18 protein-coding genes are annotated in these 25573 nt (G+C 67.8%); 11 read left to right on the top strand and 7 right to left on the bottom strand.

Annotation, left to right across the window (positions count from 1 at the left end):
- The first annotated feature begins 24 nt into the window (after nucleotides 1–24).
- Nucleotides 25–1239: an acetyl-CoA C-acetyltransferase gene (locus ACFWFP_RS31885; RefSeq protein WP_378915219.1), complete on the top strand. Its 1215-nt coding sequence runs from the start codon at nucleotides 25–27 to the stop codon at nucleotides 1237–1239.
- A gap of 42 nt (nucleotides 1240–1281) precedes the next feature.
- Nucleotides 1282–3438: a 3-hydroxyacyl-CoA dehydrogenase NAD-binding domain-containing protein gene (locus ACFWFP_RS31880; protein ID WP_379301292.1), complete on the top strand. Its 2157-nt coding sequence runs from the start codon at nucleotides 1282–1284 to the stop codon at nucleotides 3436–3438.
- Nucleotides 3439–3510: 72 nt separating this feature from the next.
- Here the strand turns inward: ACFWFP_RS31880 and ACFWFP_RS31875 are convergent, their stop codons facing one another.
- Complete coding sequence (locus ACFWFP_RS31875) at nucleotides 3511–3873, bottom strand: cupin domain-containing protein (protein WP_379301290.1); 363 nt, start codon at nucleotides 3871–3873, stop codon at nucleotides 3511–3513.
- A gap of 213 nt (nucleotides 3874–4086) precedes the next feature.
- Between ACFWFP_RS31875 and ACFWFP_RS31870 the strand changes: the two genes are divergently transcribed.
- Both ACFWFP_RS31870 and ACFWFP_RS31865 read left to right on the top strand, forming a co-directional pair.
- On the top strand, nucleotides 4087–5160 hold the full coding sequence (locus ACFWFP_RS31870) for an esterase-like activity of phytase family protein (protein ID WP_379301288.1): 1074 nt from the start codon (nucleotides 4087–4089) through the stop codon (nucleotides 5158–5160).
- Between the two features lie 152 nt (nucleotides 5161–5312).
- Nucleotides 5313–8852 (top strand): protein kinase, encoded by a 3540-nt coding sequence (locus ACFWFP_RS31865; RefSeq protein WP_379301286.1) that lies wholly within the window; start codon nucleotides 5313–5315, stop codon nucleotides 8850–8852.
- A 33-nt stretch (nucleotides 8853–8885) separates the two neighbouring features.
- On the opposite strand, the gene ACFWFP_RS31860 is transcribed toward ACFWFP_RS31865, so the two are convergent.
- Nucleotides 8886–10202, bottom strand: coding sequence for a class I SAM-dependent methyltransferase (locus tag ACFWFP_RS31860; RefSeq protein ID WP_379301284.1), 1317 nt, complete (start codon nucleotides 10200–10202; stop codon nucleotides 8886–8888).
- Nucleotides 10199–11641 (bottom strand): FAD-binding oxidoreductase, encoded by a 1443-nt coding sequence (locus ACFWFP_RS31855; protein ID WP_379301311.1) that lies wholly within the window; start codon nucleotides 11639–11641, stop codon nucleotides 10199–10201. Before ACFWFP_RS31855 ends, ACFWFP_RS31860 begins: the two co-directional genes overlap by 4 nt.
- Before the next feature lie 179 nt (nucleotides 11642–11820).
- On the opposite strand from ACFWFP_RS31855, the gene ACFWFP_RS31850 reads away from it, so the two are divergent.
- Nucleotides 11821–12255 carry an SRPBCC family protein gene (locus ACFWFP_RS31850; RefSeq protein ID WP_379301282.1) on the top strand — a complete coding sequence of 145 codons (435 nt, stop codon included), beginning with the start codon at nucleotides 11821–11823 and terminating at the stop codon, nucleotides 12253–12255.
- Nucleotides 12256–12275: 20 nt separating this feature from the next.
- On the opposite strand, the gene ACFWFP_RS31845 is transcribed toward ACFWFP_RS31850, so the two are convergent.
- From ACFWFP_RS31845 to ACFWFP_RS31835, 3 genes are read right to left on the bottom strand one after another with little or no spacing between them, the layout of a single operon-like run.
- Nucleotides 12276–12626, bottom strand: a complete 351-nt coding sequence (locus ACFWFP_RS31845; protein ID WP_379301280.1) for a VOC family protein — start codon at nucleotides 12624–12626, stop codon at nucleotides 12276–12278.
- Nucleotides 12626–13453 carry a MerR family transcriptional regulator gene (locus ACFWFP_RS31840; RefSeq protein WP_379301278.1) on the bottom strand — a complete coding sequence of 276 codons (828 nt, stop codon included), beginning with the start codon at nucleotides 13451–13453 and terminating at the stop codon, nucleotides 12626–12628. Before ACFWFP_RS31840 ends, ACFWFP_RS31845 begins: the two co-directional genes overlap by 1 nt.
- Before the next feature lie 45 nt (nucleotides 13454–13498).
- Complete coding sequence (locus ACFWFP_RS31835) at nucleotides 13499–14074, bottom strand: hypothetical protein (RefSeq protein ID WP_379301276.1); 576 nt, start codon at nucleotides 14072–14074, stop codon at nucleotides 13499–13501.
- Between the two features lie 273 nt (nucleotides 14075–14347).
- Here ACFWFP_RS31835 and ACFWFP_RS31830 point away from each other — a divergent pair, with 273 nt between their 5' ends.
- Together ACFWFP_RS31830 and recR are read left to right on the top strand one after the other, a co-directional pair.
- On the top strand, nucleotides 14348–14692 hold the full coding sequence (locus tag ACFWFP_RS31830; RefSeq protein ID WP_358065949.1) for a YbaB/EbfC family nucleoid-associated protein: 345 nt from the start codon (nucleotides 14348–14350) through the stop codon (nucleotides 14690–14692).
- The gene (gene recR / locus ACFWFP_RS31825) at nucleotides 14692–15300 is read left to right on the top strand and encodes a recombination mediator RecR (protein ID WP_056822003.1); all 609 of its coding nucleotides are present in this window, start codon (nucleotides 14692–14694) and stop codon (nucleotides 15298–15300) included. The genes ACFWFP_RS31830 and recR overlap by 1 nt, the downstream gene beginning before the upstream one ends.
- 34 nt (nucleotides 15301–15334) lie before the next feature.
- Here the strand turns inward: recR and ACFWFP_RS31820 are convergent, their stop codons facing one another.
- Nucleotides 15335–15976 carry a hypothetical protein gene (locus ACFWFP_RS31820; protein ID WP_379301274.1) on the bottom strand — a complete coding sequence of 214 codons (642 nt, stop codon included), beginning with the start codon at nucleotides 15974–15976 and terminating at the stop codon, nucleotides 15335–15337.
- 148 nt (nucleotides 15977–16124) lie between these two features.
- On the opposite strand from ACFWFP_RS31820, the gene ACFWFP_RS31815 reads away from it, so the two are divergent.
- From ACFWFP_RS31815 to ACFWFP_RS31800, 4 genes are all read left to right on the top strand, one after another.
- Nucleotides 16125–20234, top strand: a complete 4110-nt coding sequence (locus tag ACFWFP_RS31815; protein WP_379301272.1) for a transglutaminase family protein — start codon at nucleotides 16125–16127, stop codon at nucleotides 20232–20234.
- A gap of 219 nt (nucleotides 20235–20453) precedes the next feature.
- On the top strand, nucleotides 20454–23534 hold the full coding sequence (locus ACFWFP_RS31810; RefSeq protein ID WP_379301270.1) for a circularly permuted type 2 ATP-grasp protein: 3081 nt from the start codon (nucleotides 20454–20456) through the stop codon (nucleotides 23532–23534).
- The gene (locus ACFWFP_RS31805) at nucleotides 23531–24427 is read left to right on the top strand and encodes a transglutaminase N-terminal domain-containing protein (protein WP_379301268.1); all 897 of its coding nucleotides are present in this window, start codon (nucleotides 23531–23533) and stop codon (nucleotides 24425–24427) included. The genes ACFWFP_RS31810 and ACFWFP_RS31805 overlap by 4 nt, the downstream gene beginning before the upstream one ends.
- A gap of 4 nt (nucleotides 24428–24431) precedes the next feature.
- The gene (locus ACFWFP_RS31800; protein ID WP_379301266.1) at nucleotides 24432–25499 is read left to right on the top strand and encodes a putative zinc-binding metallopeptidase; all 1068 of its coding nucleotides are present in this window, start codon (nucleotides 24432–24434) and stop codon (nucleotides 25497–25499) included.
- Nucleotides 25500–25573 lie beyond the last annotated feature (74 nt).

Below are 25573 nucleotides of genomic sequence, written 5' to 3'. Positions count from 1 at the left end.
CCCCAAGGAAGGAAACACTCCGATATGACCACAGAGGCCTACATCTACGAGGCCATCCGCACTCCGCGCGGCCGCGGCAAGAAGAACGGCTCGCTGCACTCGGTCAAGCCGATCGATCTGACTGTTGGTCTGATCCAGGAGCTGCGTGGCCGCTTCCCGAACCTCGACGAGGACCAGATCTCGGACCTGATCCTCGGCGTGGTCACCCCCGTCGGTGACCAGGGCATGGACATCGCCCGCACCGCGGCGACGATCGCCGGTCTGCCCGACACCGTCGGCGGCTTCCAGCTCAACCGCTTCTGTGCTTCCGGCCTCGAGGCCGTGAACCTGGCTGCGCAGAAGGTTCGCTCCGGCTTCGACGACCTCGTCATCGCCGGTGGCGTCGAGTCGATGTCGCGCGTGCCGATGGGCTCCGACGGCGGACCGTGGGCGCTCGACCCGGCCACCAACTACGACGGCTACTTCGTGCCGCAGGGTGTTTCGGCCGACCTGATCGCCACCATCGAGGGCTTCAGCCGCGATGACGTCGACGCCTACGCCGTGCGCTCGCAGGAGCTCGCCGCCGCCGCGACCACCGGCGGTTACTTCGCCAAGTCGATCGTGCCGGTCAAGGACCAGAACGGTCTCGTCGTCCTCGACAACGACGAGCACATGCGTCCCGGCACCACCGCCGCCGACCTCGGCAAGCTGAACCCGTCCTTCGCCGGTATCGGTGAGATGGGTGGCTTCGACGCCGTCGCGCTGCAGAAGTTCACCTACATCGAGAAGATCAACCACGTCCACCACGGTGGCAACAGCTCGGGCATCGTCGACGGCGCCGCCCTGCTGCTGATCGGCAACGAGGAAGCGGGCAAGGGCTCCGGTTTGACCCCGCGCGCCCGCGTCGTCGCGACCGCCACCTCCGGCGCGGACTCCACCATCATGCTGACCGGTCCCACCCCGGCCGCCAAGAAGGCGCTGGCCAAGGCCGGTCTGACGATCGAGGACATGGATCTCGTCGAGATCAACGAGGCCTTCGCCTCCGTGGTGCTGAAGTTCCAGAAGGACCTGAACGTCCCGGACGAGAAGCTGAACGTCAACGGCGGCGCGATCGCGATGGGCCACCCGCTGGGTGCCACCGGCGCGATGATCACCGGCACGGTGCTCGACGAGCTGGAGCGTCGCAACGCGCGCTACGGCCTGATCACGCTGTGCATCGGTGGCGGCATGGGTGTTGCCACCATCATCGAGCGCGTCTGATCCCCTCCGACTTTCACTTCTCACAGGAGAGAACGAAAACTTATGACTGACAACATCATCGGCTGGGAGAAGGACGCCGACGGCGTGGTCGTCCTCACCATCGACGACCCCAGCCAGGGCGCCAACACCATGAACGACGCGTACCTCGCGTCGATGAACGCCACTGTCGATCGCCTCGAGGCGGAGAAGGACGACATCACCGGTGTCGTCATCACCTCGGGCAAGAAGACCTTCTTCGCCGGCGGCGACCTGAAGAACATGATGAAGGTCGGCCCGGACAACGCGGCCGAGGTCGTCAAGATGGTCACCGACGTCAAGGCCCCGCTGCGTCGCCTCGAGCAGCTCGGCAAGCCGGTCGTCGCCGCCATCAACGGCGCTGCCCTCGGTGGCGGCCTGGAGATCGCGCTGGCCACCCACTACCGCATCGCGGCCGACGTCAAGGGTTCGGCCATCGGTCTGCCCGAGGTCTCCCTTGGCCTGCTGCCCGGTGGCGGCGGCGTGACCCGCACCGTGCGCATGCTCGGCCTGCAGAACGCGCTGATGCAGGTGCTGCTGCAGGGCCAGCGGCACCGCGTCACCAAGGCCAAGGAAATCGGCCTGATCGACGAGGTCGTCGCCACGGTCGAGGAACTGATCCCCGCCGCCAAGGTGTGGATCGCGGCCAACCCCGAAGCGGCGCAGCCGTGGGACAAGAAGGGCTACCGGATCCCCGGCGGCACCCCGTCCACCCCGGCCTTCGCGGCGAACCTGCCCGCGTTCCCGGCCAACCTGCGCAAGCAGATCAAGGGCACCAACATGCCCGCCCCGCGCGCCATCATGGCCGCGGCGGTCGAGGGTTCGCAGGTCGACATCGACAACGCGCTGACCATCGAGGGCCGTTACTTCACGAGCCTGCTGACCGGTCCGGTCGCGAAGAACATGATCCAGGCGTTCTTCTTCGACCTCAACCACATCAACGGTGGCGGCTCGCGTCCGTCCGTCGAGGATGTGCCCAAGCGTGAGATCAAGAAGATCGGTGTCGTCGGCGCCGGCATGATGGGCGCGGGCATCGCCTACGTCTCCGCCAAGGCCGGCTACGACGTCGTCCTCAAGGACGTCGAGCTCGCCAACGCCGTCAAGGGCAAGGGCTACGCCGAGGCCATCGAGGCCAAGGCTCTCTCGCGTGGCAAGACCACCCAGGAGAAGTCCGACGCGCTGCTGGCTCGCATCACCCCGACCGCGGACGCCGCCGACTTCAAGGGCGTCGACTTCGTGATCGAGGCCGTGTTCGAGAACCCCGACCTCAAGAACAAGGTCTTCCAGGAGATCGAGGACATCGTCGACGCCGATGCCCTGCTCGGCTCCAACACCTCGACCCTGCCGATCACCCTGCTGGCCAATGGTGTGAAGCGCTCCGAGGACTTCATCGGTATCCACTTCTTCTCCCCCGTGGACAAGATGCCGCTGGTGGAGATCATCAAGGGCGAGAAGACCTCCGACGAGGCGCTGGCCCGGGTGTACGACTACACCCTCGCCATCAAGAAGACCCCGATCGTCGTCAACGACAGCCGTGGCTTCTTCACCTCGCGCGTGATCGGTACCTTCATCAACGAGGCCATCTCCATGGTCGCCGAGGGTGTCGACCCGGCCACCGTCGAGCAGGCCGGTCTGCAGGCGGGCTACCCGGCCGCGCCGCTGAAGCTCAGCGACGAGCTGAACTTCACCACGATGCAGAAGATCTACAAGGAGACCTCCGAGGCCATCCTCGCTGCCGGTGGCGAGCTCAACGCCGCGTCCGCGAAGACCGCTGAGGTCCTCAACACCCTGATCGACAAGTACGACCGCAAGGGCAAGCTGGGCGGCGCGGGCTTCTACGAGTACGTCGACGGCAAGGCCACCGGCCTGTGGGACGAGCTGCGCGAGATCTTCAGCTCGAGCCGTGAGCTCCCGGAGGGTGTCACCTTCCAGGACCTCAAGGACCGGATGATGTTCGCCGAGGCCATCGAGACCCAGAAGTGCTTCGACGAAGGCGTGCTCACCAGCACCGCCGACGCGAACATCGGCTCGATCTTCGGCATCGGCTTCCCGGCCTGGTCGGGTGGCTCGCACCAGTTCATCGTCGGCTACCCCGGTGGCCAGGAGGCCTTCGTGGCCCGCGCCGACGAGCTGGCCGCGAAGTTCGGCCCGCGTTTCGAGGTTCCGGCCTCGCTGCGCAAGTAAGCAGGTAGTTCCGGCCTCGGCCGGATCGCCGACGCCCGCCACCTCACCGAGGTGGCGGGCGTTCTTACGTTGTCAGCGTTTGGCGTAGTCGGCGAAGCCCTGCCAATCGAGCATCACGCACGGCTCGTCGCCGACGGTCCATGCGTCATGACCGGGGGCGACGATCATGACGTCGCCGGGGCCGTATTCCTGCCGTTCACCGTCATCCATTTCGACCACGAGCCGTCCGGACAGGCAGTAGCCGATGTGCGGGGCCTGGCAGCTGTCGGTGCCCGCGATCGGCTTCACATGGTCGCTCCATCGCCATCCCGGTTCGAAGACAGCGCGGCCGACCGGGCCGCCTTCGAGGTTGACCAGGTCGAGTCGACCCTTTCCTTGCTCGAACGGCCGGGTTTCCTCGGGCGCGTCGAAACTCATGCGTACCAGCGTGGACATGACATCTCACTTCGGCTCGGCTGATGAGCGGTGATGTCGTGGTCCACCGAGTGGGGGCAACACGGCCCACGGCGGCGCCCATCGAGAGTTCAAGTCTTCGCCGATTCGCGATGCGGCGCAAGAGCCCGGGCCGGACTTCGGTTTCGCGTCGTTCGAGTGGTGTTCACCTGGGGGTGTGGTGGGGTGGATAGTTTGTCGTTCATGGGACGTCGGGTGGCTGCAGCGGTTCTGGGAATTGTCGTCGCGGGGGGTGCGGTGCCGGACGCGGGGGCCGCGGTCGACGGTGTGCGGGTGTTGGGGGAGCAGGTCGTGGGGCACGATGCCGAATTCGGGGGGACGGTGGTCGGCGGGCTGTCGGGCATCGACTATCTCTCCGGGACCGGCGAATTCGTCTTGATCAGCGATGACCGGTCGGAGAAGGGTCCCGCCAGGCTGTACACGGCCCGAATTCCCGTGGGGGAGAGGGGTATCGGCCCCGTGGACTTCACCGGGACGAAGCCGCTGCTGCGGGCGGACGGAGGAGTGTATTCGCCGAAATCGGTGGATCCCGAGGACATTCGGGTTGATCCGTGGACGGGGAACTACTTCTGGACACAGGAGGGCGAGCGGGCCGGTGACGTGCTTGCCGACCCCTCGGTGCGGGTGGCTCGGGCAGATGGCGGGTTCGTCGCGGAGTTGCCGATTCCGGAAAACCAACGAATGCGCGCTGATTCGGGGCCACGGCAGAATCAGGCGCTCGAAGCGGCGACGTTCGCGGCCGGTGGGACATTGTTCGTGACCGCGATGGAGGGTCCGCTGCTCGGCGATGGGCCGGGCGCGACCACGACGGCGGGGGCCATCACCCGGATCACCGTCCAGGCCAGGTTCGGGCCGGTATTGGCGCAGTACGCCTATCCGCTGGAGCCGGTATTCGCCGAGTCGCGGCCGGAGGCCGGACAGGCGAGCAACGGCGTGACCGCGATCCTCGCCGACGACCCGCTCGATCCGACCCGATTCCTGGTGGTCGAACGGGCTTTCGCCAAGGGTGTGGGTAATCGGGTGCGGATCTTCGAGGTCGACACAACGGCCGCGAGCACTGTGCTCGACGCGCCGATCGCGGGTGCTCGCCCGGTGGCCAAGCGGCTCGTCGCCGACCTCGCCGATCTCGGGATCGAGGCCGTCGACAACATCGAGGGAATGACCTGGGGCCCGCGCCTGCCCTCGGGTGAGCGCACGTTGGTGCTGGTCGCGGACAACAACTTCGCGTCCGAACAGCGCACCCAGCTGATCGCGCTCGCGGTGCGCTGAACCGCGGGTTCGGGCAACCGTTGCCGCCACAGCGTCGAATCTCCACCCGATAGACGCCGGATCGCGCTAGCTTGGATATGTGCGGTGATGTCGGTCGGCATCCCCGCATGCCGACCGAAACGCCGGTGACGCCGATGGTGAGAGGTGGTCACATGGATCCGGAGCAGACGCGTATGCAGCGTGGCCTGCCGGAGGCGGCACCGGTGGGGCTGAATACGCAGCGGACGATGGCGCCGGGGGTGCCCGACGAGGCCGTGATCGCCGAACTCGACGCCATGGGACTCACGGGGGCCAAGGAGATCGGGCGCGGCGGATTCGGCGTGGTGTACCGGGCATTGCAGCCGGCGCTGGATCGCGTGGTCGCGGTGAAGGTGCTCTCCTCGGAGATCGATGTGGAGAGCCGGGAACGGTTCCTGCGCGAGGAACAGGCGATGGGCAGGCTGTCCGGGCATCCGAATATCGTCGACATCCTGCAGGTCGACATGACCGAGACCGGGCTGCCGCTGATCGTGATGCCCTACGCCTCGCGCGGCTCACTCGAACGCCTCATCCACGATCGCGGCCCGCTCACGTGGGCGGATACCCTGCGGGCCGGGGTGAAGCTGGCCGCGGCGATCGAATCGGCACACCGGGCGGGCATTCTGCACCGGGACGTGAAACCGGCGAACGTGCTGATCAGCGGCTACGGCGAACCGCAACTCACCGACTTCGGTATCGCTCGCATCCCCGGTGGTTTCCAGACGTCGAGCAGCATGATCACCGGCTCGCCCGCGTTCACCGCGCCGGAATTGCTCAAGGGCAGTGAACCGACCGTGCGGTCTGATGTCTATGGTCTCGGTGCGACCCTGTTCGCTCTGCTGACCGGCCACGCCGCGTTCGAACGCCAAGCGGGCGAGAAGGTGGTCGCGCAATTCCTGCGCATCACCACCCAGCACGTGCCCGACCTGCGCGCCCAGGACATCCCCGGCGATGTGGCGGAAGTGATCGAACGGGCCATGTCCCCCGAGCCCGCCGACCGCCCGGCCTCGGCCTACGAGTTCGGCGAACTGCTGCGTGAAGTGCAGCGCGCGCACGGCCAGATGCCCGACGAAATGGCGTTGCTCGACTCCGAGGAGACCACCGACGACGCGCCGGAGGTCCTGAAGTCGGTGACCGGGCGCCGCAGCTGGCCGCTGACCCTGCAACCCGCGGGCGCCTCGGTCCCGATGCCGAGTTCGACCACCGGCACTTTTCCGCCGACCGCCGCCACCAAATTCCGCCCGCCCACGCCCGCGCGCGAACCCTTCCCGCGCCAGCGGCTGCTCGATGTGCTCCGTGAGGGCGGCAGGCGCCGACTGGCCCTGATCCACGCGCCCGCCGGTTTCGGCAAGAGCACCATCGCCACGCAGTGGCGCGCCGACCTGGCCACCCGCGACATTCCCGTGGCGTGGCTGGGCGTCGACCAGGACGACGACAGCGAGATCTGGTTCCTCGCCCACCTCATCGAGGCCATCCGCCGGGTGCGCCCCGATGTCGGCGCAGGGCTCGAGCAGGTGCTGGAGGAGCGGCCCGCCGACGCGGTCGCCTATGTGATCGCCACCCTGATCGATGAGATCCACGCGAGCGGGCGATCGGTGGTCGTCGTGGTGGACGACTGGCACCGGGTGCGCGACCTCGGCGCGCAACGCGCGATGGCGACCCTGCTCGACAACGGCTGCCACCACGTACGGTTCGTCATCACCAGTCGCGATCAGTCCGGCCTGCCGATCAGCAGGCTGCGGGTGCGCGACGAACTGGTCGAGCTGGATGCGGCCGCGCTGCGACTCACCGAATCCGAAACCCGGCAGATCCTGGTGGAGCGCAACGGTTTCGCGCTCACCGACGAGCAGGTCGAGCAGATCCACCTCGCCACCGATGGCTGGCCCGCCGCGATCCAGCTGGTGAGTCTCACCTTGCGCGGTAAGGCCGATCCGACCCAGCTGCTCGCCTCGCTCGCCGAGGGCGGGCACGGAATGCGTGAGTATCTGGCCGAGAACGTGCTCGACGCGCTGGATCCCGAGCTGCTGGAGTTCCTGATGGCGATCTCGGTGGTCGAGCGGGTGAACGGGTCACTGGCCGGGCTGCTCGCCGACGTCTCCGATGGCGCCGCGATGCTGGAGCTGGCCGAGCAGCGTGAGCTGTTCCTGCATCGGATCCAGCACGATCCGGAGTGGTACCGCATGCAACCGCTGTTCGCCGAGCATCTGCGTGCCCGGCTCGACCGCGAACATCCCGGACGTTCGAAAGCGCTGCACCGCAAGGCCGCTCGCTGGTACGCCGAGCACCAACTGCTGCGCAAGTCGGTGGATCACGCGCTGGCCGCGACCGATCTCAAACTCGCCGCCGACCTGCTCGAGAGCGGCGGCATGGACCTGATCGACGGCTCCCGGCTGGCCACCCTGCTCGGTACCGTCTCGAAACTGCCGGTGCAGCAGGTGACCTCACGGTCGAAGCTGTTGATGGCGGTGGCCAGGGCGAATATGAACATGCAGCAGACAGGGACCGCCCGCAACGCGCTCGGCAGGCTGTCGAACCTGCTGGCCCGCAGCGCGTCCGGTGAGCCGGAACTGACCGAGCAGCGATGCGTGGCAACGGTGCTGGACGCTGCCGACCGGGTAGCCCACGATGACATCGCCGAGGTGGCCGACAGCCTGGCACCCCTGCTGGAGGAACCCGGCGACCTGCCCGCCTGGACGGTGTCGACCGCCGCCAATCTGATGTCGTTCGTCCGGCTGTGCGAGTTCGATTTCGACGCGGTGAGCGAGCTCCAGGATTGGGCCGCCGACTATCACACCCAGTCGAAGGACCCGCTCGGTCCGGTGTTCGGGTTGTGCGCGCTGGGCGACGCCGCCTACGAGCAACTCGACATCGGTGCTGCCACCACCTCTTTCGAGCAGGCCTACGAGACCGCGCGGACCAGGGCAGGGCCGCGCTCGGACGCCGCGCGGATCGCGGCCGCGCTGCTCGGCGAAGTGGCGTATCGCCGTGGCGATCTGGCGCTGGCCGATCGGCTCCTCGACGAGAGCCACGAGCTGGTCACCCGGGTCGGTCCCGTCGACTTCCTGATCGCGACTTTCGTGATCGGGGCCAGGGTGAAGGCGGCGCTCGGCGATCAGTACACCGCCTCGGCCCGCCTCGACGAAGGCGCGCGCGTGGCCGCGGAGAACGGCTTGGCTCGCCTGGACGCGCAGGTGCGGGCCGAGCGGTCCAGGCTCGGCTTCCCCGCGGGCGAAGACACCTTCGTCCCCGACAGCTCCGGCAACGGCGCGCGGCGTAAGAAGGGCGCCGCCGCGCTGATCGCCGAGGCGCGTGCCATCGCCGACATCCGGGTGCTGCTGGCCGAACAGCGGCTGCGCGCCGATGATCGCGCGGCTCGCCACGCCAGGGTGATCTACGCGAAAACACTCGAACAAGGCCGTCCCAGGGCGGAATTGGACGCGACCTTGCTGCTCGCGGAGTGCCTCGCGTCGGCGGGGTGGGTCGGGGAGGCGACCGGGCTGGTGCTTCCGGTCCTGCGCACCTGCGCCGAACTGGGCTGGACCAGACCACTGCTGGACGCGGGGCCGGGGGTCGTCGGCCTACTCCATGTGCTGCGCACGCAATCCCATGACGGGCAGGACCATCCGATCCTGCGCGCCCTGCCCGGTCACTTCCTCGACGAACTACTCGCCTGATGCGGCCCGGTAGCCCGGGCCGCGATCAGCGATCTACGGCTGCCACCACGGGCGCAACGGGACATCCCAGGCGCCGTTCGCGTCGAGCTTCACACCGAGCACATGATGCAGCTGGATCACGTTGCGCTGGAAGCCGAGTCGACATCCCGCCATGTACAGGCCCCACACCTTCGCGGTGCCCTCGCCGACCTCGGCGACGGCCGCGTCCCAATTGGTGACCAGGTTCTTGCACCACTCGTGCAGCGTCAGCGCGTAGTGCTCGCGCAGATTCTCCTCGTGCAGTACCTCGAGTCCGACGTTCTGGATATCGGAGATGATGCGGCCGGATCCGATCAGCTCCCCATCGGGGAAGACGTAGCGGTCGATGAAATCGCCCGCCTTGGTGGTGCGGGTGTTGTCGTGGCGGGTGATGCAGTGATTGAGGAACAGGCCGCCCACCCGCAGCTTGTCCTTGATGTAGCCGAAGTAGAACGGGTAGTTGTGCACACCGATGTGCTCGGTGAGGCCGATCGAGGAGACCGCGTCGAATTCGCCCTCGGGGATGTCGCGGTAGTCGCTGTGCCTGACCTCGGCGAGCTCGCTGAGCCCTTCCTCGGCGATCTTCTGCTGCGCCCAGGCGGCCTGTTCGGCCGACAGCGTCGCCCCGATCACCCGCACACCACGGCTCGCCGCGTAGCGGACCATGCCGCCCCAGCCGCAGCCGATATCGAGCAGCCGGTCGCCTTCCTTCAGGCGCAGCTTGTCGAAGATCAGCCGGTACTTGTTCTCCTGTGCCTGCTCGAGGGTCCAGTCCGCGTCGCCGTACACCGCGCAGGTGTAGGTCATCGACGGGCCGAGGACGTACTCGTAGAACTTGTTGGAGACGTCGTAGTGATGGTGGATCGCCTCGGCGTCGCGAGTCTTGGAGTGGCGCAGGCCTTCCAGCGCGATCCGGCGCCAGCGCGGCAGCGTTTCCTGCGGCGGGGGCGCGATCGGCTTGAGCCGTTCCCAGCCCAGCGAACGGGCGATGGTGACCAGCGACAATGCCGAAGGACGATGGAACTTCATGTCCTGCATGGCTTTCAAGATGTCGTACGGGTCGCCGGGATGCACTCCCTCGGCGATCATGTCGCCGGCGATATAGGCCCGCGCCATACCGAGGTCGCCGGGGGCGCCTGCCAGGTAGTTGATGCCGCGTGGGGTCTTGATCTCGAGCGTGTAGGGCGCGTCCTCCGGGCCGGTCGCGCTGCCGTCGTAGGCGGTCAGGCGGACGGGGATTTCGCCGTCTACGAGGCTCTCGACGACCTCGGCGATGTTGAGCCGGGTCCCCAGCTCTGCCAATACCTCGGATCGGTCCTTGAATGTCGTCACTTGCGTTGCACCGCCTTCGAATACAGATTCAGCAGTCGTTGGTCCGGGTCGTAACGGGTCTTCAGTTCGGTGTAGGTGTCGCCGCCGTAGAGTTCGGCGAACTCGGCCTCGTCGTAGTAGGAGTCCGAGTAGAGCGACTTGTGCCCGTCGAACGCGGACACGATCTTCTCGATGGCGCGGTTGGCCGCCCCTTCCGGTTGACCTCGCTGGGTCGGCACCGCCGACCAGAATCCGACATTGACGTAGGTGCGCTGTGGCTCGAGCGGATACAGCGGCCACGGACGCGCACCGTCGGTGGCCGGTGCGTCGTCGAGCGCACGCAAGCGCAATGGGCACAACCAGATCGGCTCGATGGGTATTTCCCGCAGGAACCATTCGACGAAGTCGGCGGTGCGCTGGACCGGCACCTCGATGTCCTGCACGACGCGTTCCTGCGGCGGATTGCCCTTGCGGGCCTGCCTGCGGTCGTCGATGTGGTATTTGCGATCGAGCGCGACCAGTTTCCAGTAGAAACTGCTGCGGCGGCGCGACTTCGGCCAGAACCGGCGGATCTTCGGATTCTGCGCGCCGAATGCGCGTGAGCACCAGAACCAGTCGGTGTCCCAGCGCCACAGGTAGTCGTGGATGGTCAGCCGGTCCCGTTTCACGCCGTCGGCGTGCTGGAGGGAGCGGTAGAAGATGTCCATGCCGGTGTAGTCGCTGACCGGGCCGGGCTCGTCGGTCTGGCGACCCAGGGTCAGGTAGCTCTCGTTCGCGCTGAACACCACGCCGTCGATGTAGTCGACGGCTTCGTCCTGGAAGCGGCGTTCGACGACGATCCGATCGAGTTCTGCTTCCAGTTCGCGCAGGTCGTGGAAGCGCACGTGCCGCAAGTGCACGAACGGCAGGACGGGTTCGAGTTCGATCTTCAGCCGGACGGAGTATCCGAGCGTGCCGTAGGAGTTCGGGAAGCCGTGGAACAGGTCGGCGTGCTCGCCGGTCGGTGTCGCGGTGACGATCTCCCCGGTCCCGGTCAAAATGTCCATTTCCAGCACGGATTCGTGCGGCAGACCGTTGCGGAACGAGGTGGATTCGATGCCGAGACCGGTCACCGCCCCGCCCAAAGTGATGGTCTTGAGCTGGGGTACCACCAGCGGCGCCAGCCCGTACGGGAGGGTCGCCGCCACCAGGTCCTCATAGGTGGTCATGCCCGCGACGTCGGCAGTGCGGGCCTGCGGGTCTACCGCGATCACCTGCCCGAGGCCGGACACGTCGAGGCCGGGCGCGGTGGGTGCCGCCCTGGCCCGGAACAAGTTCGATGTCTTCTTCGCCAGTCGGACGACGGCACCGGGTGGGATGGCGCGATAGCTTTCCAGCAGTCGCTCCACTCCCGCTCGATGCGCGGCATATCCGGACTCGCGTGTGGCCGGTTCGTGACCAGCCCTACCCAAAAGACTCACTGCCACCCCTTTGACGCTAGTACGACCGTGTCCGCCGGGCCACCGGATACTTGCGCGCCGCGACAAAAAGTCACGCACATGTTTCCGCAGCGCCCGAACCTGGTCGGGTGAAGTGGCCGGGGACAGGGCAGGATGTAACCCGGTCGAGATATCGCCACACCCCCAGCAAGGAGTCAACAGTGGGACAGGTCAGCGCCAGCAGTTCGATCGTCGTCGCCGCGGATCCGCAGCGCACGCTCGCCGCGATCGGCGACTACGAGACGATCCGGCCGCGCATTCTCTCCTCGCACTACCGCGACTACAAGGTTGTCGAAGGCGGCAACGGCGCGGGCACCGTGGTGGAGTGGACGCTGCAGGCCACCGAGAAGCGCTCACGCAATGTGCGCGCGACCGTGACGGTGGCGGATTCGGTCCTCACCGAGCGCGACGCCAACTCCACCATGGTCAACACCTGGACCGTCACCCCCGACGGCACCGGTTCGAAGGTCACCGTCGAGACCACCTGGAAGGGTGCGGGCGGTATCTCGGGCATCTTCGAGGGCATCTTCGCCCCGCTCGGCCTGAAGAAGATCCAGGCCGAGGTACTCGGCAACCTCGCAGGCGAACTGGCCTGAGCTCAGTTCACCGCAGTGGGTCAGTCCTTGCCGATGTCGAAGAGATTTCCTTCGGGGTCGGCGAGGGTGGTCCACTGGACGCCGTACTCGTCGAAGTCGCCGATGTGCTTGCCGCCCAGGCTGATCGCGCGCTCGATGTACGCGGCCCACTCGGCGGTACGGAAATCCAGATGGACCACATTCTTGCCAGGTGTCTTGTCGGGGACCTGGATGAACATCAGGGTCGGGGCGAGGCCGGCGGATTTGCCGACGGTGGCGAAGAACTGCGAGGCCTCCGGGTCGACGGGTACGTCCAGCAGTTGCGCGTAGAACTCGGCCTGGGCGGTGGCGTTGTGGCAGTCCATGGTGATGTTCGCCAGGGCGATGGTCATCAGATTTCTCCTTCGGTGATCGGCCAGCACACTTCGGTGCGGTAGTCGGCCGGGTTATCGGTGATATCCGGTCCCACGAGGTAGCGCTCGCGGACCGGTTCGTCGGGCAGTGCGGTGCCGTGCTCGGCGACGTGGCTGCCGAGTGCGCCGTAGGTGCGGTCGAAGTCTTCGAACGGGCCGTCGTGCACCGCCACGGCGAAGTGGCGGGCGGGAAAGTCGACGATGGCGAAGCCGCGGGTGAGGATGAACTCGGCACCGGGCGGCAGCGGCACGTACGCGGTGACCTCGCCGGTGTCGTCGGTGAAGAACTCGGTCGAATACGTCGCGCCCGCAACGCCTCCGGGATCGACACCGGACTCCAGCAGGATCATGTACAGCTGCTCGAACGCCGTGCCGCACCAGTCGGCGATGGCGGTGCGCTCGACCTGGTCGGTGACCGTGAGCGCCGTGAAGGCGGGCTCGACCCGGTAATCGACCTCGATCGGCGGCGGGGGTGCGGTGAGCAGCGCGCGCAGCGAGACCACCACCTCGCGGGTGCGTTCCAGCGCCGCCTCCATCCTGGTGAGGTGCGCCCGCAAGGTGGTGTCACGCTCGGCGGGATCGGCCGTGGCGAGCACGGTGCGGATCTCGGGGAGCGGCATGTCCAGATCGCGCAGGCGGCGGATCAGATGCGCCCGCTCCACCTGATCGGTGGAATATCGGCGATAGCCGGTGCCCGCGTCTACCACGGCGGGCTCCAGTAGCTCGATCTCGTGGTAGTACCGCAGCGTCTTGACGCTCAGATGGGTGAGGCGGGCGAACTCGCCGATCGCCACGGTTGCTGTCATGAACTCCAGAGAACACCCTCCAGCGGGTGGAGGGTCAAGAACCGATCAGGCGGGCGTCAGCACGAACGCTGCGAGCAGCGGCCACGAGCCCTCGCGCCACCACGAATAGCCGAACCAGACGCCCGGGGTGATCTCGCGGATCTCGTCGTAGACCTGCGGGGTGGGTGACGGCGCGTAGTTCAGTGCCCAGGTGGGGGCGCCGTCGAGGATCGACGGTGCGCGATAGACATCGGCGGGGAACGCCTCGATCCCGGCGCCGGTGACCCGGTTGGTCAGCGTGCCGCCGTCGGGGCCGGTGCGGAACACCTTGCCGATCCACAGCGACTCGGCGGCCCCCCTGAACTGCTGCGGGCGTGTCACCCACCCGTTGGTGAGGCCCACCGGCACCGCGCCCGCCTGCGCGTCACGGTAGATCTGGTCCTGCTGGGTGACGCTGCACCGGAAACGTAACGAATCCACGGTCGCCGCACGATTGCCGGGATCGAGAACGCAGCCGTTGCCGTAGTTGTTGATTTCGGTCCCGGGATCGGCCGATACGGCGGCGGGTGCGAGAAGAAGCAGGCTGGCGAACGATACGGCCAAGGCTGTCGACGAAGCCAGGCGCGCACGGGACACATTCATCGGATCTCCTAGAGATTGCTGAACCATTGCCCTATCCAGCCTGATCGTATGCTCGAACCCCGGGCGGAACCATCGTTTCAGTGGCCGTTTCCCATGACTAAACTGGCGACGGCACGAGGCCGAGCCCCGCACCCGACGCACCCCCACGGTTTTCGGCCGCCTCGCACCCGAGGGGCGAGACGGAACGCCGAAGGCACAGTATCGTCCTCGGGTGCGAGGCCCCAGGGCCGAAAAACCCCGCGGCACCAGCCGCCGAACAAACACAGGAGTGTTGTGCAACCCGGTGATGGTCAGTTCGATATGCAGGCACTGCTCGCCCAGGCTCAGCAGATGCAGCAGGCAGTGATGCAGGCGCAGGCCGAGCTCGCCGAGACCGAGGTGGCCGGTCAGGCCGGTGGCGGTCTGGTGCAGGCCAGGATCAAGGTCAGCGGCGAGGTGATCGCGCTGACGATCGACCCGAAGGTGGTCGATCCGGAGGATGTCGACGGACTGCAGGACCTGGTCATCGGTGCGATCAACGACGCGATGACCAATGCGCAGCAGCTCGCGGCCGAGCGCCTCGGCCCGCTGTCGCAGGGCCTCGGCGGCGGTTCGATGCCCGGTCTGCCCGACTTCTGATGTATGAGGGGCCGGTTCAGGATCTGATCGACGAGCTGGGCAAACTGCCCGGCGTCGGTCCGAAGAGCGCACAGCGCATCGCTTTTCATCTGCTGCAGGTGGAGCCGCCGGATATCGACCGGCTACAGGCCGCCCTGCAGAAGGTGCGCGACGGCGTCCAGTTCTGTGTGTCGTGTGGCACCGTCGCCGATGGTGAGCTGTGCCGGATCTGTGCCGACCCACGCCGCGACCGCACGATGATCTGTGTGGTCGAGGAACCCAAGGATGTGCAGGCGATCGAGCGCACCCGTGAGTTCCGTGGTCGCTACCACGTGCTCGGCGGCGCGCTCGATCCGCTCAGCGGCGTCGGGCCGGACCAGCTGCGGATCAGGGAGCTGCTCACCCGCATCGGCAATCAGGAGGACGGCATCGATGTGAGCGAGGTGATCATCGCGACCGACCCGAATACCGAGGGCGAGGCGACGGCCACCTATCTCGTGCGGATGCTGCGCGATTTCCCCGGGCTCACGGTCACCCGGTTGGCCTCCGGGCTGCCGATGGGCGGCGACCTGGAATTCGCCGACGAACTGACCCTCGGACGTGCGCTGTCCGGCAGGCGGACGCTCTAGGACGGATCGGGTCGGCGGTGACGTCCGCCCCTGGTCAGAGCTCGACGCGGGTCCAGGCGACGCCGTCGGTGGTGGCGGGCTTGCCGTTGGCCCACTCCCAGATGATGCGGGCGACCTGCTCCGGATCGTCGAGGGTCGTGCCGAAATGCCGGTCGGGCGCGCCGTCGCGATATTCGAGGGTGTAGGGGCCGCTCGGTTCGCGGTAGGTCTGGATGTAGCGCTGTTCGCCCTGTTCGACGATGAGATACGGGTTGGGCGCGGCGAGCCCGGCCACCCAGTGGTGCGCCAATTCCTCTGTGAGATAAGGGAATTCGCCCGCGCCGCCGTGTGTGACGTTGATCGGGATGTGACCCGCCGGGTCGATGAGCCAGGTCAGCTGCGGATCGTAGACGGCGTAGCCGCGCGGGGTGGCGAGGTCGAAGAGCAGGTTCCGGACGAAGCCGATGGCGTCGTACGGCGAGGGAATGTAGAGCGTGTCGCCGCTCGGGCCGCCGACGGATTCGACGCTGAGAAACGAGTCGTCCACCGGCAGTTCGGCGTTGCGCGCGTTCAGCTCGGCCGCGATCTCGGCGATCGATGCGGACTCGGTCACGCCTTCCTGGGCGGCCAGGTACGCGTCGATCTCGTCGGCAGAGCTGGCGACGCCGGACGGCAGGAGGATGTGGTCGTAGCTCACCAGGCCAGCCTACGGGGAGCGGGGCCCGCGGCGATCGATGTGGTCCCTGCCCCGCGCTATTACCAGCGTGTTTCGAAAGGGGGGCCGGTCGGGAAACTCAGGTTTCGTCGGCCCGCGCGGTGTCGGGGATATGTGGTCCACTTGGTGAATGGGCATCAAGGTGTCACTCGAGCACCGCACGGCATACTCCTTCGATCGTCTCGTCGAGGTGCATCCGCATGAAGTGCGGTTGCGCCCCGCGCCGCACTCGCGGACGCCGATCGAGGCGTATTCGCTCGAGGTGTCGCCGGCCGAGCACTTCGTCAACTGGCAGCAGGACGCGTTCGGCAATTTCGTTGCGCGCCTGGTCTTTCCGAATCCGACCAAGGAGTTGTCGATCACCGTGGGGTTGATCGCCGACCTCGAGGTGGTCAACCCGTTCGACTTCTTCATCGAGGATTACGCCGAGTTCTTCCCGTTCGAGTACGACACCGCGCTCGCCGAGGACCTCGCGCCGTATCTGCGGCGCGTCGACGAGGCGGAGCCGGGCAGCGGCCCCGGCGAGTTGTTGCGGGAGTGGGCGCGCGAACACCGGCCGCAGGGCCCGACCAGGGCCATCGACTATCTCGTGGAACTCAACTACGCGCTGCGCAATGCGGTCGACTACACCGTGCGCATGGAAGCGGGCGTGCAGACACCCGATCACACGTTGCGCACCGCCCTCGGGTCGTGCCGCGACTCGGCCTGGCTGCTGGTCGGCGTGCTGCGTGAGCTCGGGCTGGCCGCCCGCTTCGTCTCGGGCTACCTGGTCCAGCTCACCTCGGACGTGCCGTCGCTGGACGGTCCGTCGGGTCCGACCGCCGACTTCACCGACCTGCACGCCTGGACCGAGGTGTATCTGCCCGGCGCGGGCTGGGTCGGGATGGATCCCACCTCCGGATTGTTCGCGGGCGAGGGCCACATTCCGCTCGCCGCCACCCCGCATCCCGGCGCCGCCGCCCCGATCACCGGGGCGACCGGGATCACCGAGGCCACCCTCGACTTCAGCAATGTGGTTCGTCGCATCCACGAGGATCCGCGGGTCACGCTGCCCTATACCGATTCTCAGTGGGAACGCATCGTCGCCTCCGGTGCCGCGATCGACGCGCGGATGGCCGCGGCCGATGTGGGCCTCACCATGGGCGGCGAGCCGACGTTCGTCTCCATCGACGACCAGATCAGCGCGCAATGGACTACCGACGCCGACGGTCGGCACAAACGTGAGCGCGCCGTCGACCTCAGCGACCGGCTCCGCTCGATCTACGCGCCGACCGGCATCGTGCAGTATCGCCAGGGCAAGTGGTACCCCGGAGAACCGCTGCCCCGCTGGGAGATCGCGATCGCGTGGCGGGCCGATGGCGAGCCGATCTGGCACCGTCAGGACCTGCTCACCGACCCGTGGACACCGGTCGCGCAGCACACGCCGGTGAAACCGGTTGCCGCCGATGCGGCGGCGACCGGTCACTCGAACGGATACGCGCCTGCCGGTGCCGAGGTCGCGAGCACGGTGGTCGCGCTGGGGCTCGCGGACGATTCGGGGGTGGACTCGGCCGATGACCTGCCGGGGCCGGGCGAGGCGGTGTCGGTGCTCGACGTGCGTGTCCCCGCCGCCACGGCCGTGACCGACCCGGTCGGCATGGTCGCGGTCTTCGACGCGCGTCGTCGAATCGGCGGCGACGAAGTCGCTGCCGCGGTTGTCGCGTTGGGGCTTGCCGAGGAGGACGAGGTCCGCGGGATCGGCGAGCCGGGCGGTCTCGATCTGCTCGAAAGGATCGACGATCTCGCCGAGGCGGCGGAGCCTGCTGTCGAGGCAGTCGGTCTGGAGGTAGTGGAGTTCGACGGCGGGCCGGTGCTGATCGAGGAGCCGGTCGAGTTGGTCGCCGCCGAACATCGTCGAGCCGCGGAGATTCAGCAGGCCTGCGCCGATTCCGGTGGTGATGCTCGCCCCGCGAAGGAGCCGGAGAAGACCGAGCTTTCGAAGAAGGAAGCGAAGAAGGCCGCCAAGGCGGCGGAGAAGGCGAAGGAAGAAGTACGAAAAACCTCGGGTAAGAACAAGGTTCGAGGAAAGAAGGAAGGCGCCGGTGCGCCGCAGTCGGCGTTCCCGCCCATTCAGCTGGCCCGCTCGCAGCCGGCCAATTCGGCCGCCGGGGTGGTCTCCGACCGGGCGCCCGCCGCCGATATCGGAGCCGCCAAGGCATTGATCGCGCAGATCGCGGGCACCCTTGGCCTGCCTGATCGACAGGTTCGCCCCGCTTTCGAGGACCCGTTGGCGCGGTTGGCGGCGACAGTGAGCGCGCCGTACGGCGATCCGCCGCCCGCCGATATCGACCCGGCCGAGGACTCGCCCGAGGTTCGGCGCGTGTTGCTCGAGAGCCTCGAGGAATCGGTCGATCAGCCGTCGGCGTATGTGCTGCCGATTCATCGGCGGGCCGACGGCGCGGGCTGGGCCAGCGCCGACTGGCAGCTGCGTCGCGGTCGTGCCGAGGGCGGCCGCGGCCGGATCGTGTTGGCCGATGGTGATTCGCCTGCCGGACTTCGCCTTCCGATCGGGTCGGTGTCCTGGCACGCACCGCCGATCCTGCCCGACAGCGACCCGCTCTACCAGCGACCGTTGCGCGCGGAACGGGCCGAGCCGCCCGCCGCGGTCGAGCCCGCCGATTTCACGCCGACGACCGCGCTGGTCGCCGAGGTCAGACAGGGGCGACTGCACGTGTTCCTGCCGCCGGTCACCGAGCTCGACGACTTCCTCGATCTGATCGCCAAGGTGGAGGCGGCGGCGGTGGCGATCGAGCAGCCGGTGGTGCTGGAGGGCTACGCCCCGCCGAGTGATGCACGGCTACAAACCTTTTCGGTGACGCCCGACCCGGGCGTGATCGAGGTGAACATCATGCCGACCAGCTCGTTCGCCGAGCAGGCCGAGGTGCTGAACACCCTCTACGAGCAGGCCAGGCTCGCCCGGCTGAGCACCGAATCCTTCGACGTGGACGGCACCCACGGCGGCACCGGCGGCGGCAACCACATCACCCTCGGTGGGGTCACCCCGGCGCGTTCGCCGATGCTGCGCCGCCCTGACCTGCTGGTCTCCATGCTCACCTACTGGCAGCGCCATCCCGCGCTGTCGTACCTGTTCGCGGGTCGTTTCGTCGGCCCGACCTCGCAGGCGCCCCGCGCGGACGAGGGGCGCGAAGGCGCGCTCTACGAACTCGAGATCGCGTTCGCCGAGGTCGCCAGGCTCACCGCCGAGCAAGCGCCAGGCCCGACGCCGTACGAAATCCAGTCGGCCCCTTGGCATATCGACCGTGCGCTGCGCCACCTGCTCACCGATCTCACCGGCAACACCCACCGTGCCGAGTTCTGCATCGACAAGCTGTACAGCCCCGACTCCGCGCGCGGCCGGCTCGGGCTGCTCGAGCTGCGTGGCTTCGAGATGCCGCCGCATTTCCAGATGGCGATGGTGCAGTCGCTGCTGGTGCGCGGCCTGGTCGCGATGTTCTGGGACAAGCCGCTGCGCGCGCCGCTGATCCGGCACGGGTCCAACCTGCACGGCCGCTATCTGCTGCCGCACTTCCTGATGAACGACATCGCCGAGGTGGCCGCCGATCTGCGCGCGGCGGGCGTCGACTTCGACACCGCCTGGCTCGACCCCTTCACCGAATTCCGCTTCCCCCGCATCGGCACCGCCATGATCGGTGAGGCGGAGCTGGAACTACGCGGGGCGATCGAACCCTGGCTCACCCTCGGCGAACAGACCACCGGTCAGGGCACCGCGCGCTACGTCGACTCCTCGGTGGAACGGTTGCAGGTGCGCCTGGTCGGCGCCGACCGCGGCCGCTACGTCCTGACCTGCAACGGCATGCCGGTTCCGCTGCTGGCCACCGACAAATCCGACGTGCAGGTAGCAGGCGTGCGCTACCGCGCCTGGCAGCCGCCGAACTCCCTGCACCCCTCGATCACCGTCGACGCCCCCCTGGTGTTCGACCTGGTAGACGTCGCGACCGGCATCTCCCGTGGCGGCTGCACCTACCACGTCGTGCACCCCGGCGGCCGCGCCTACGACGACGCACCGGTCAACGCCGTCGCCGCCCAATCGCGCCGCAACCGCCGTTTCGAAGCCGCCGGTCATACGGTGAACCCGATCGATCCCGCCGAACTCCGTGCGAAGATCGCGGCACAGTCGACCGATGTCGGAGCACCAGGCATCCTGGACCTACGCCGCGCGCGAACAGTCTGGGGCCAGTAGGAAAGGGAGGCCCGGCGCGCCACAAAAAACGCCGATCCGACCGCTATACCGATCTGGTCGATCAGTCGATGGAAGTCAGTGGCTTTGGGTTTTGCGGCCGTCCCCATTCTGGACTGACGGAGGGAGGGAGCGCAGCGACTGACCGGAGGAGGGAAGAATCGGGACAATCGGGGCCGCAAAACCCCGCGGCGCCAGCCGCAAATAAACACAGGAGGCTCGGTGGCTCAGCGCGATGAAGCGCAACGGGGCGGGAATCGGCCGGGATCGGGCGTACGCGCTCAGGTTGCCGAGCAGTTCGCGCGGTATCGGGCTGACAGTTCGGCGGGGGCGCGCTTCGACGAGTGCGGCAGGCCGACCACCGGCTATTACGACGAGCTGGTCGACGGGCGTGGGCGGGTGCGAGCGATGTGGTCGGAGCTGTCGGCCGACTTCATCGACCAGGGGATCGGCGGGATCGATCGGATCGATCACCGGGTGCGACGGCAGATCGAGGACGACGGTGTCACCTACACCGAGGTCGGCCTCGGCGGCGATGACGACACCGCGATACCGCAGCCGTGGCGCCTCGACCCGATTCCGCTGCTGGTGTCCGCCGAGGACTGGACCCGTCTGGAAACCGGCCTGGTGCAGCGCTCGCTGGTTCTCGACGAGGTGCTCACCGATGTCTACGGCCCGCGCAGGCTGCTGAGTTCGGGCCTGTTGCCGCCGGAGGTGGTGTTCGGCAATACCGGGTATGTGCGGGCCGCGCACGGCATCACGATCCCCGGCACCCATCAACTGTTCCTGCACGCGTGCGACATCAGCCGGTGGAGCGACGGGCAGTTCCGGGTGCTCGCCGACTGGGCGCAGGCACCCTCGGGCGCCGGGTACGCGCTGGCCGACCGTCGCGTGGTGGCGTCGGCCATTCCCGAGGCTTTCGAGCACGCGGGACCTCGTCCACTCAGCCCGTTCGCGCGGGCCATGCGGTTGATGCTCGAGGAGGCGGCGCCCGAACTGGCCGACGGGGAAGAGCCGGTCGTCGTGGTACTCAGTCCGGGTTCGCATTCCGAAACCGCCTTCGACCAGGCATATCTCGCGCAGATGCTGGGTTTCCCGCTGGTGGAGAGTTCCGATCTGGTGGTGCGCGACGGCGCGCTGTGGATGCGCTCGCTCGGCAGTCTGGAACGGGTCGATGTGGTGTTGCGGCGCGTCGACGCCGAGTTCTCCGACCCGCTGGATCTGCGCCCCGATTCGCGGCTCGGCGTGGTCGGTTTGGTCGAGGTACTGCGCCGCGGTGCGGTGACGGTGGTGAACACCCTCGGCAGCGGGCTGCTGGAATCGCCCGCGCTGAGCCCGTTCCTGCCGCGCATCGCCCGCTCGGTGCTCGGTGAGGATCTGCTGCTCGACGCCACCCCCACCTACTGGGGTGGCGACGGCACCGAGCGCGCGCACCTGGTTTCGCACGTCGGTGACCTGGTGATCCGTTCCGCCGTCGACGGCTCGACGATCTTCGGGCCGAGCCTGTCGGCGGCCGAGCGCGCCGACCTCGCCGCCCGGATCGAGGTCGAGCGGTGGAAGTGGGTCGGGCAGGAACCCGCCGAGTTCTCGGTCGCGCCCGCGGTCGACGGCCCGGCGGGGCTGGCGCCGGCACCGGTGGGCATGCGGTTGTTCTCGCTGGCCAGACGAGGCGGCTATACGGCGATGTCGGGCGGCCTCGGTCAGCAGCGCATGCGTCTCGAACCGACCCGCAGCGTGATCAAGGTGGCGGCCAAGGACGTGTGGGTCCGTGCGGCCCCGGCCACGGTTCCTGCGGCGAGTTCCGAAGCGCCGCAGGAGGAACGGTTGCGCAGGGCGGTGCCGGTCGTCGAGGCGATCAGCTCCCCGCGCGTGCTCAACGACCTGTTCTGGATGGGCCGCTACAGCGAACGCGCCGAGTCGGTGGTCCGCCTGCTCGCCGCCACCCATGACGTCTACCAGGACTATCGCTACCGCCCCTGGCTCGACGGAGCCGAAGCGCTGCCGATCCTCATGCGCGCTCTGTCGATCACCACGGGAACAGTCGCGCCACTGTCGGTGCTGCCCGACGGGATCGGGCAGTTGGTGGCCGTCCGGTCCGGCGTCGCCGCGACGGAAGATCCGGGCGCGGCGGATGTCGAGCACAGTGATTCGCCTGACGGTACCGAAGATCGCATCCGCGATTCCGACGTGCCGCCGCCGCATTCCCCGTCGAGCGACGAAGTATCGACGGAGGCAACCAAGGATGACTCGGTAGCCGAGCCCCCTGCGGAGGAGGCAGAACTCGATTCCGAGAACGGTGAGGTGGAGGCGCCGTGGGAGCGGGCGGGGACCAGTGCGCTGGCTCGCGCGTTGCGCACCACCGGTGTCACGCCCGAGCGGGGCGCGGAGCCGATACCCGAGCCGGAGCCTGTTCTCGCCCGGCCGCGGCAGTCGCAGGGCCAGTTCACCCATCGTGCAATGGATTCCGATGGCGTGGCCGCCCGGCGGGCGGTGGCGGGCGCTTCCGCTGAGGGGTTTCACTACCTGGCCTCGTTGACCGGCGATCGTGAGCTGGCCGGGTCGCTGTCGTACGCGGTGGATCACTACGGATCCGCCGCACGCGCGGTGCGCGATCAATTGTCCGGTGACACCTGGATGATCATCGGTGCCGTCGACCGCGCACTGGCCGAATTCCGCAGCGCCAGTACCGAACAGGAGACGGCGCTGTCGTCGGTGCATTCGCTGACGCTGGCGGCGCTGCTGTCGCTGTCGGGGATCGGCGCGGAGTCGCTGGTGCGCGACACCGGCTGGTACGTCATGGATATCGGCAAGCGGATCGAGCGCGGGCTGGCGGTGACGTCGCTGATCAATGCCGCACTGGGGCGGCGCAGTTCGGCCGAGGTGCAAGACGTGGTCGCGGACGCCGTGCTCTCCGCCACCGAGTCGGCGGTGAGTTACCGTCGCCGCCATCGTGGTTCGGCGCACGTGGCCGCGCTCGCGGGGCTGCTGTTGTTCGATCCGGGCAATCCGCGTTCGCTGATCTATCAGCTCGACCGTCTCGAGGCCGACTTCCAGGCGCTGCCCGGTGGTTCGGGCGCTTCGCGTTCGCAGCGCCTGCTCGCCGATGCCCAGCGCATGCTGCGCCGCGTCGACCCGGCCGACCTGGAAACTACCGACGACGACGGCGTACGCACCGAACTGGTGGAACTGCTGGAGGGGGTGCACTTGCGATTGCGCAAGCTGGCCGAATCGTTCGAGACGACTAAACTCACTGTGCCGCTGGGTATTCAGCCCCTCTGGGGTAATACCAGGATGGTCGGATGACCCGGCGATACATGGTGGTGCACCGCACCACCTACAGCTACTCCGACGAGGTGACCAGCTCCTACGGTCGCGCGTACCTCACCCCCCGTGAATATCCGGGTCAGCGACTGCTCGAGCACGAGATCTACATCGACCCGGTGCCCTCGGACCGCTCGGTGGGCACCGATGTCTACGGCAACACCACGACGTATTTCCACGTGACCTCCGAGCATCGCAACCTCGAGGTCACCGGTGAGTCCCTCGTCGATGTCGACGGCGAAGAACCGGCTGGGATGCCGGGCGCCGACCTGCCGTGGGAGTCCGCGCGTCCCACGTCCGCCACCGGCCCGCTGGCCGTCGAGTTCACCCTCGATCTGCTCCCGCCCGAGATCACTCCCGACGTCATCGCGTACGCCGCGCAGAGTTTCGCGCCGGGCAGGCCGCTGCTCGAAGCCGTGACCGAGCTGAACACCCGTATCCACCACGACTTTCAGTACCGCTCCGGCTCCACCACGGTGAGTACCAGCGTGGCCGACGTGTTCGCCGCCCGCGAGGGCGTCTGCCAGGACTTCGCCCGAATCGGCGCGGCGTGCCTGCGCGCGCAGGGCCTGGCCGCACGCTACGTCTCCGGCTATCTCGCCACCGACCCGCCGCCGGGCAAGGAACGCATGGTGGGCGTCGATGCCACCCACGCCTGGGCCGCGGTCTGGCTGCCCGGCACCGACGACACCGATCGCACCGGCCGCTGGATCGCCTTCGACCCCACCAACGACCAGTTCGCCGACGAGCGGTACGTGACGGTGGCGTGGGGCCGCGATTACCAGGACGTTCCGCCGTTGCGTGGCATCATTTACACCGACGCCAAACAGTCCACGATCAAGGTGTCGGTCGATGTAGCCCCGGTGGAGGTGTAGTCCCGTGCGTGACTTCGTCTGTCCGAATTGTGGCCAGCAGCTGGCTTTCGAGAACTCGGTCTGCCTGTCCTGCCGCAGCGCGCTGGGTTTGAGCCTGGGTGAACGGGCGCTGGTGGTGATCGGCGACCCGCCGGGTGACGAGGCGATCGACCACGCGGCGGGCGTCGTCGACAGCGACCGCTTCCGCCTGTGCGACAACCTGCATGTGGCCCAATGCAATTGGCTGGTCGACGGCGACGCGTCCGGTCCCGGTCTGTGCGTCTCGTGCAAGCTCACCAGGACCAGGCCCAACGACACCGACACCGACGGCCTCGCCGCCTTCGCCGAGGCCGAGGCGGCCAAGCGGCGATTGATCTTCGAGCTGGTCGAGCTGGGCCTGCCGATCGTCGGCCGCGACGAGGATCCCGAGCACGGGCTGGCCTTCGATCTGCTGTCCAGCCGGACCGACGGCGTGCTCACCGGCCATATGGACGGTGTGGTCACCCTCGACCTGGCCGAGGCCGACGACCCGCACCGTGAGCAGTTGCGCGTCGAGATGGCCGAGCCGTACCGCACGTTGCTCGGCCACTTCCGGCACGAGACCGGGCACTACTACTTCTCCGTACTCGTCGCCGATGACGCTGCCCTGCACCGCTTTCGCGACCTGTTCGGCGATCCCTTCGCCGACTACCAGGCGGCATTGGACCGCCACTATTCCCAGGGCGCGCCCCGCGGCTGGCAGCGCGACTACGTCTCCTCCTACGCCACGATGCATGCCGCGGAGGACTGGGCCGAGACCTTCGCCCACTACCTGCACATCCGCGACACCCTCGACACCGCGGCGTCCTTCGGCCTCGCCCCCGCGGGCGCGACGCTGGATCGCCCGCAGATCGGCCGCGCCGGGTTCGACAAGATCATCGAGCTCTGGCTCCCGCTGACCTGGTCGCTGAACATGGTCAACCGCTCGATGGGCCACGACGACTTGTACCCCTTCGTGCTGCCCGATCGGGTGCTGGAGAAGATGCGCTTCGTCCACGACCTGTGCACCGGCAGCCATGCTCCGGCCACGGAGGCCGTCGCCTCGCCGGGGTGATACCTCGCCGATTCCGCTGCGATGCGCGTCACATCCAGCTACTCTTCAGTCTTGAGACGAGCGCGTCTCAATCC

Source organism: Nocardia sp. NPDC060249, assembly GCF_042728755.1.
GTDB lineage: Bacteria > Actinomycetota > Actinomycetes > Mycobacteriales > Mycobacteriaceae > Nocardia.
This window is presented reverse-complemented; position numbering and strand designations above follow the sequence as displayed.

Coding starts and splice junctions, on each gene's coding strand:
- ACFWFP_RS31835 (WP_379301276.1), bottom strand. CDS start 14,074: ATGAATGTGTCCCGTGCGCGCCTGGCTTCGTCGACAGCCTTGGCCGTA.
- ACFWFP_RS31865 (WP_379301286.1), top strand. CDS start 5,313: ATGGATCCGGAGCAGACGCGTATGCAGCGTGGCCTGCCGGAGGCGGCA.
- recR (WP_056822003.1), top strand. CDS start 14,692: ATGTATGAGGGGCCGGTTCAGGATCTGATCGACGAGCTGGGCAAACTG.
- ACFWFP_RS31840 (WP_379301278.1), bottom strand. CDS start 13,453: ATGACAGCAACCGTGGCGATCGGCGAGTTCGCCCGCCTCACCCATCTG.
- ACFWFP_RS31875 (WP_379301290.1), bottom strand. CDS start 3,873: ATGTCCACGCTGGTACGCATGAGTTTCGACGCGCCCGAGGAAACCCGG.
- ACFWFP_RS31815 (WP_379301272.1), top strand. CDS start 16,125: ATGGGCATCAAGGTGTCACTCGAGCACCGCACGGCATACTCCTTCGAT.
- ACFWFP_RS31805 (WP_379301268.1), top strand. CDS start 23,531: ATGACCCGGCGATACATGGTGGTGCACCGCACCACCTACAGCTACTCC.
- ACFWFP_RS31845 (WP_379301280.1), bottom strand. CDS start 12,626: ATGACCATCGCCCTGGCGAACATCACCATGGACTGCCACAACGCCACC.
- ACFWFP_RS31880 (WP_379301292.1), top strand. CDS start 1,282: ATGACTGACAACATCATCGGCTGGGAGAAGGACGCCGACGGCGTGGTC.
- ACFWFP_RS31885 (WP_378915219.1), top strand. CDS start 25: ATGACCACAGAGGCCTACATCTACGAGGCCATCCGCACTCCGCGCGGC.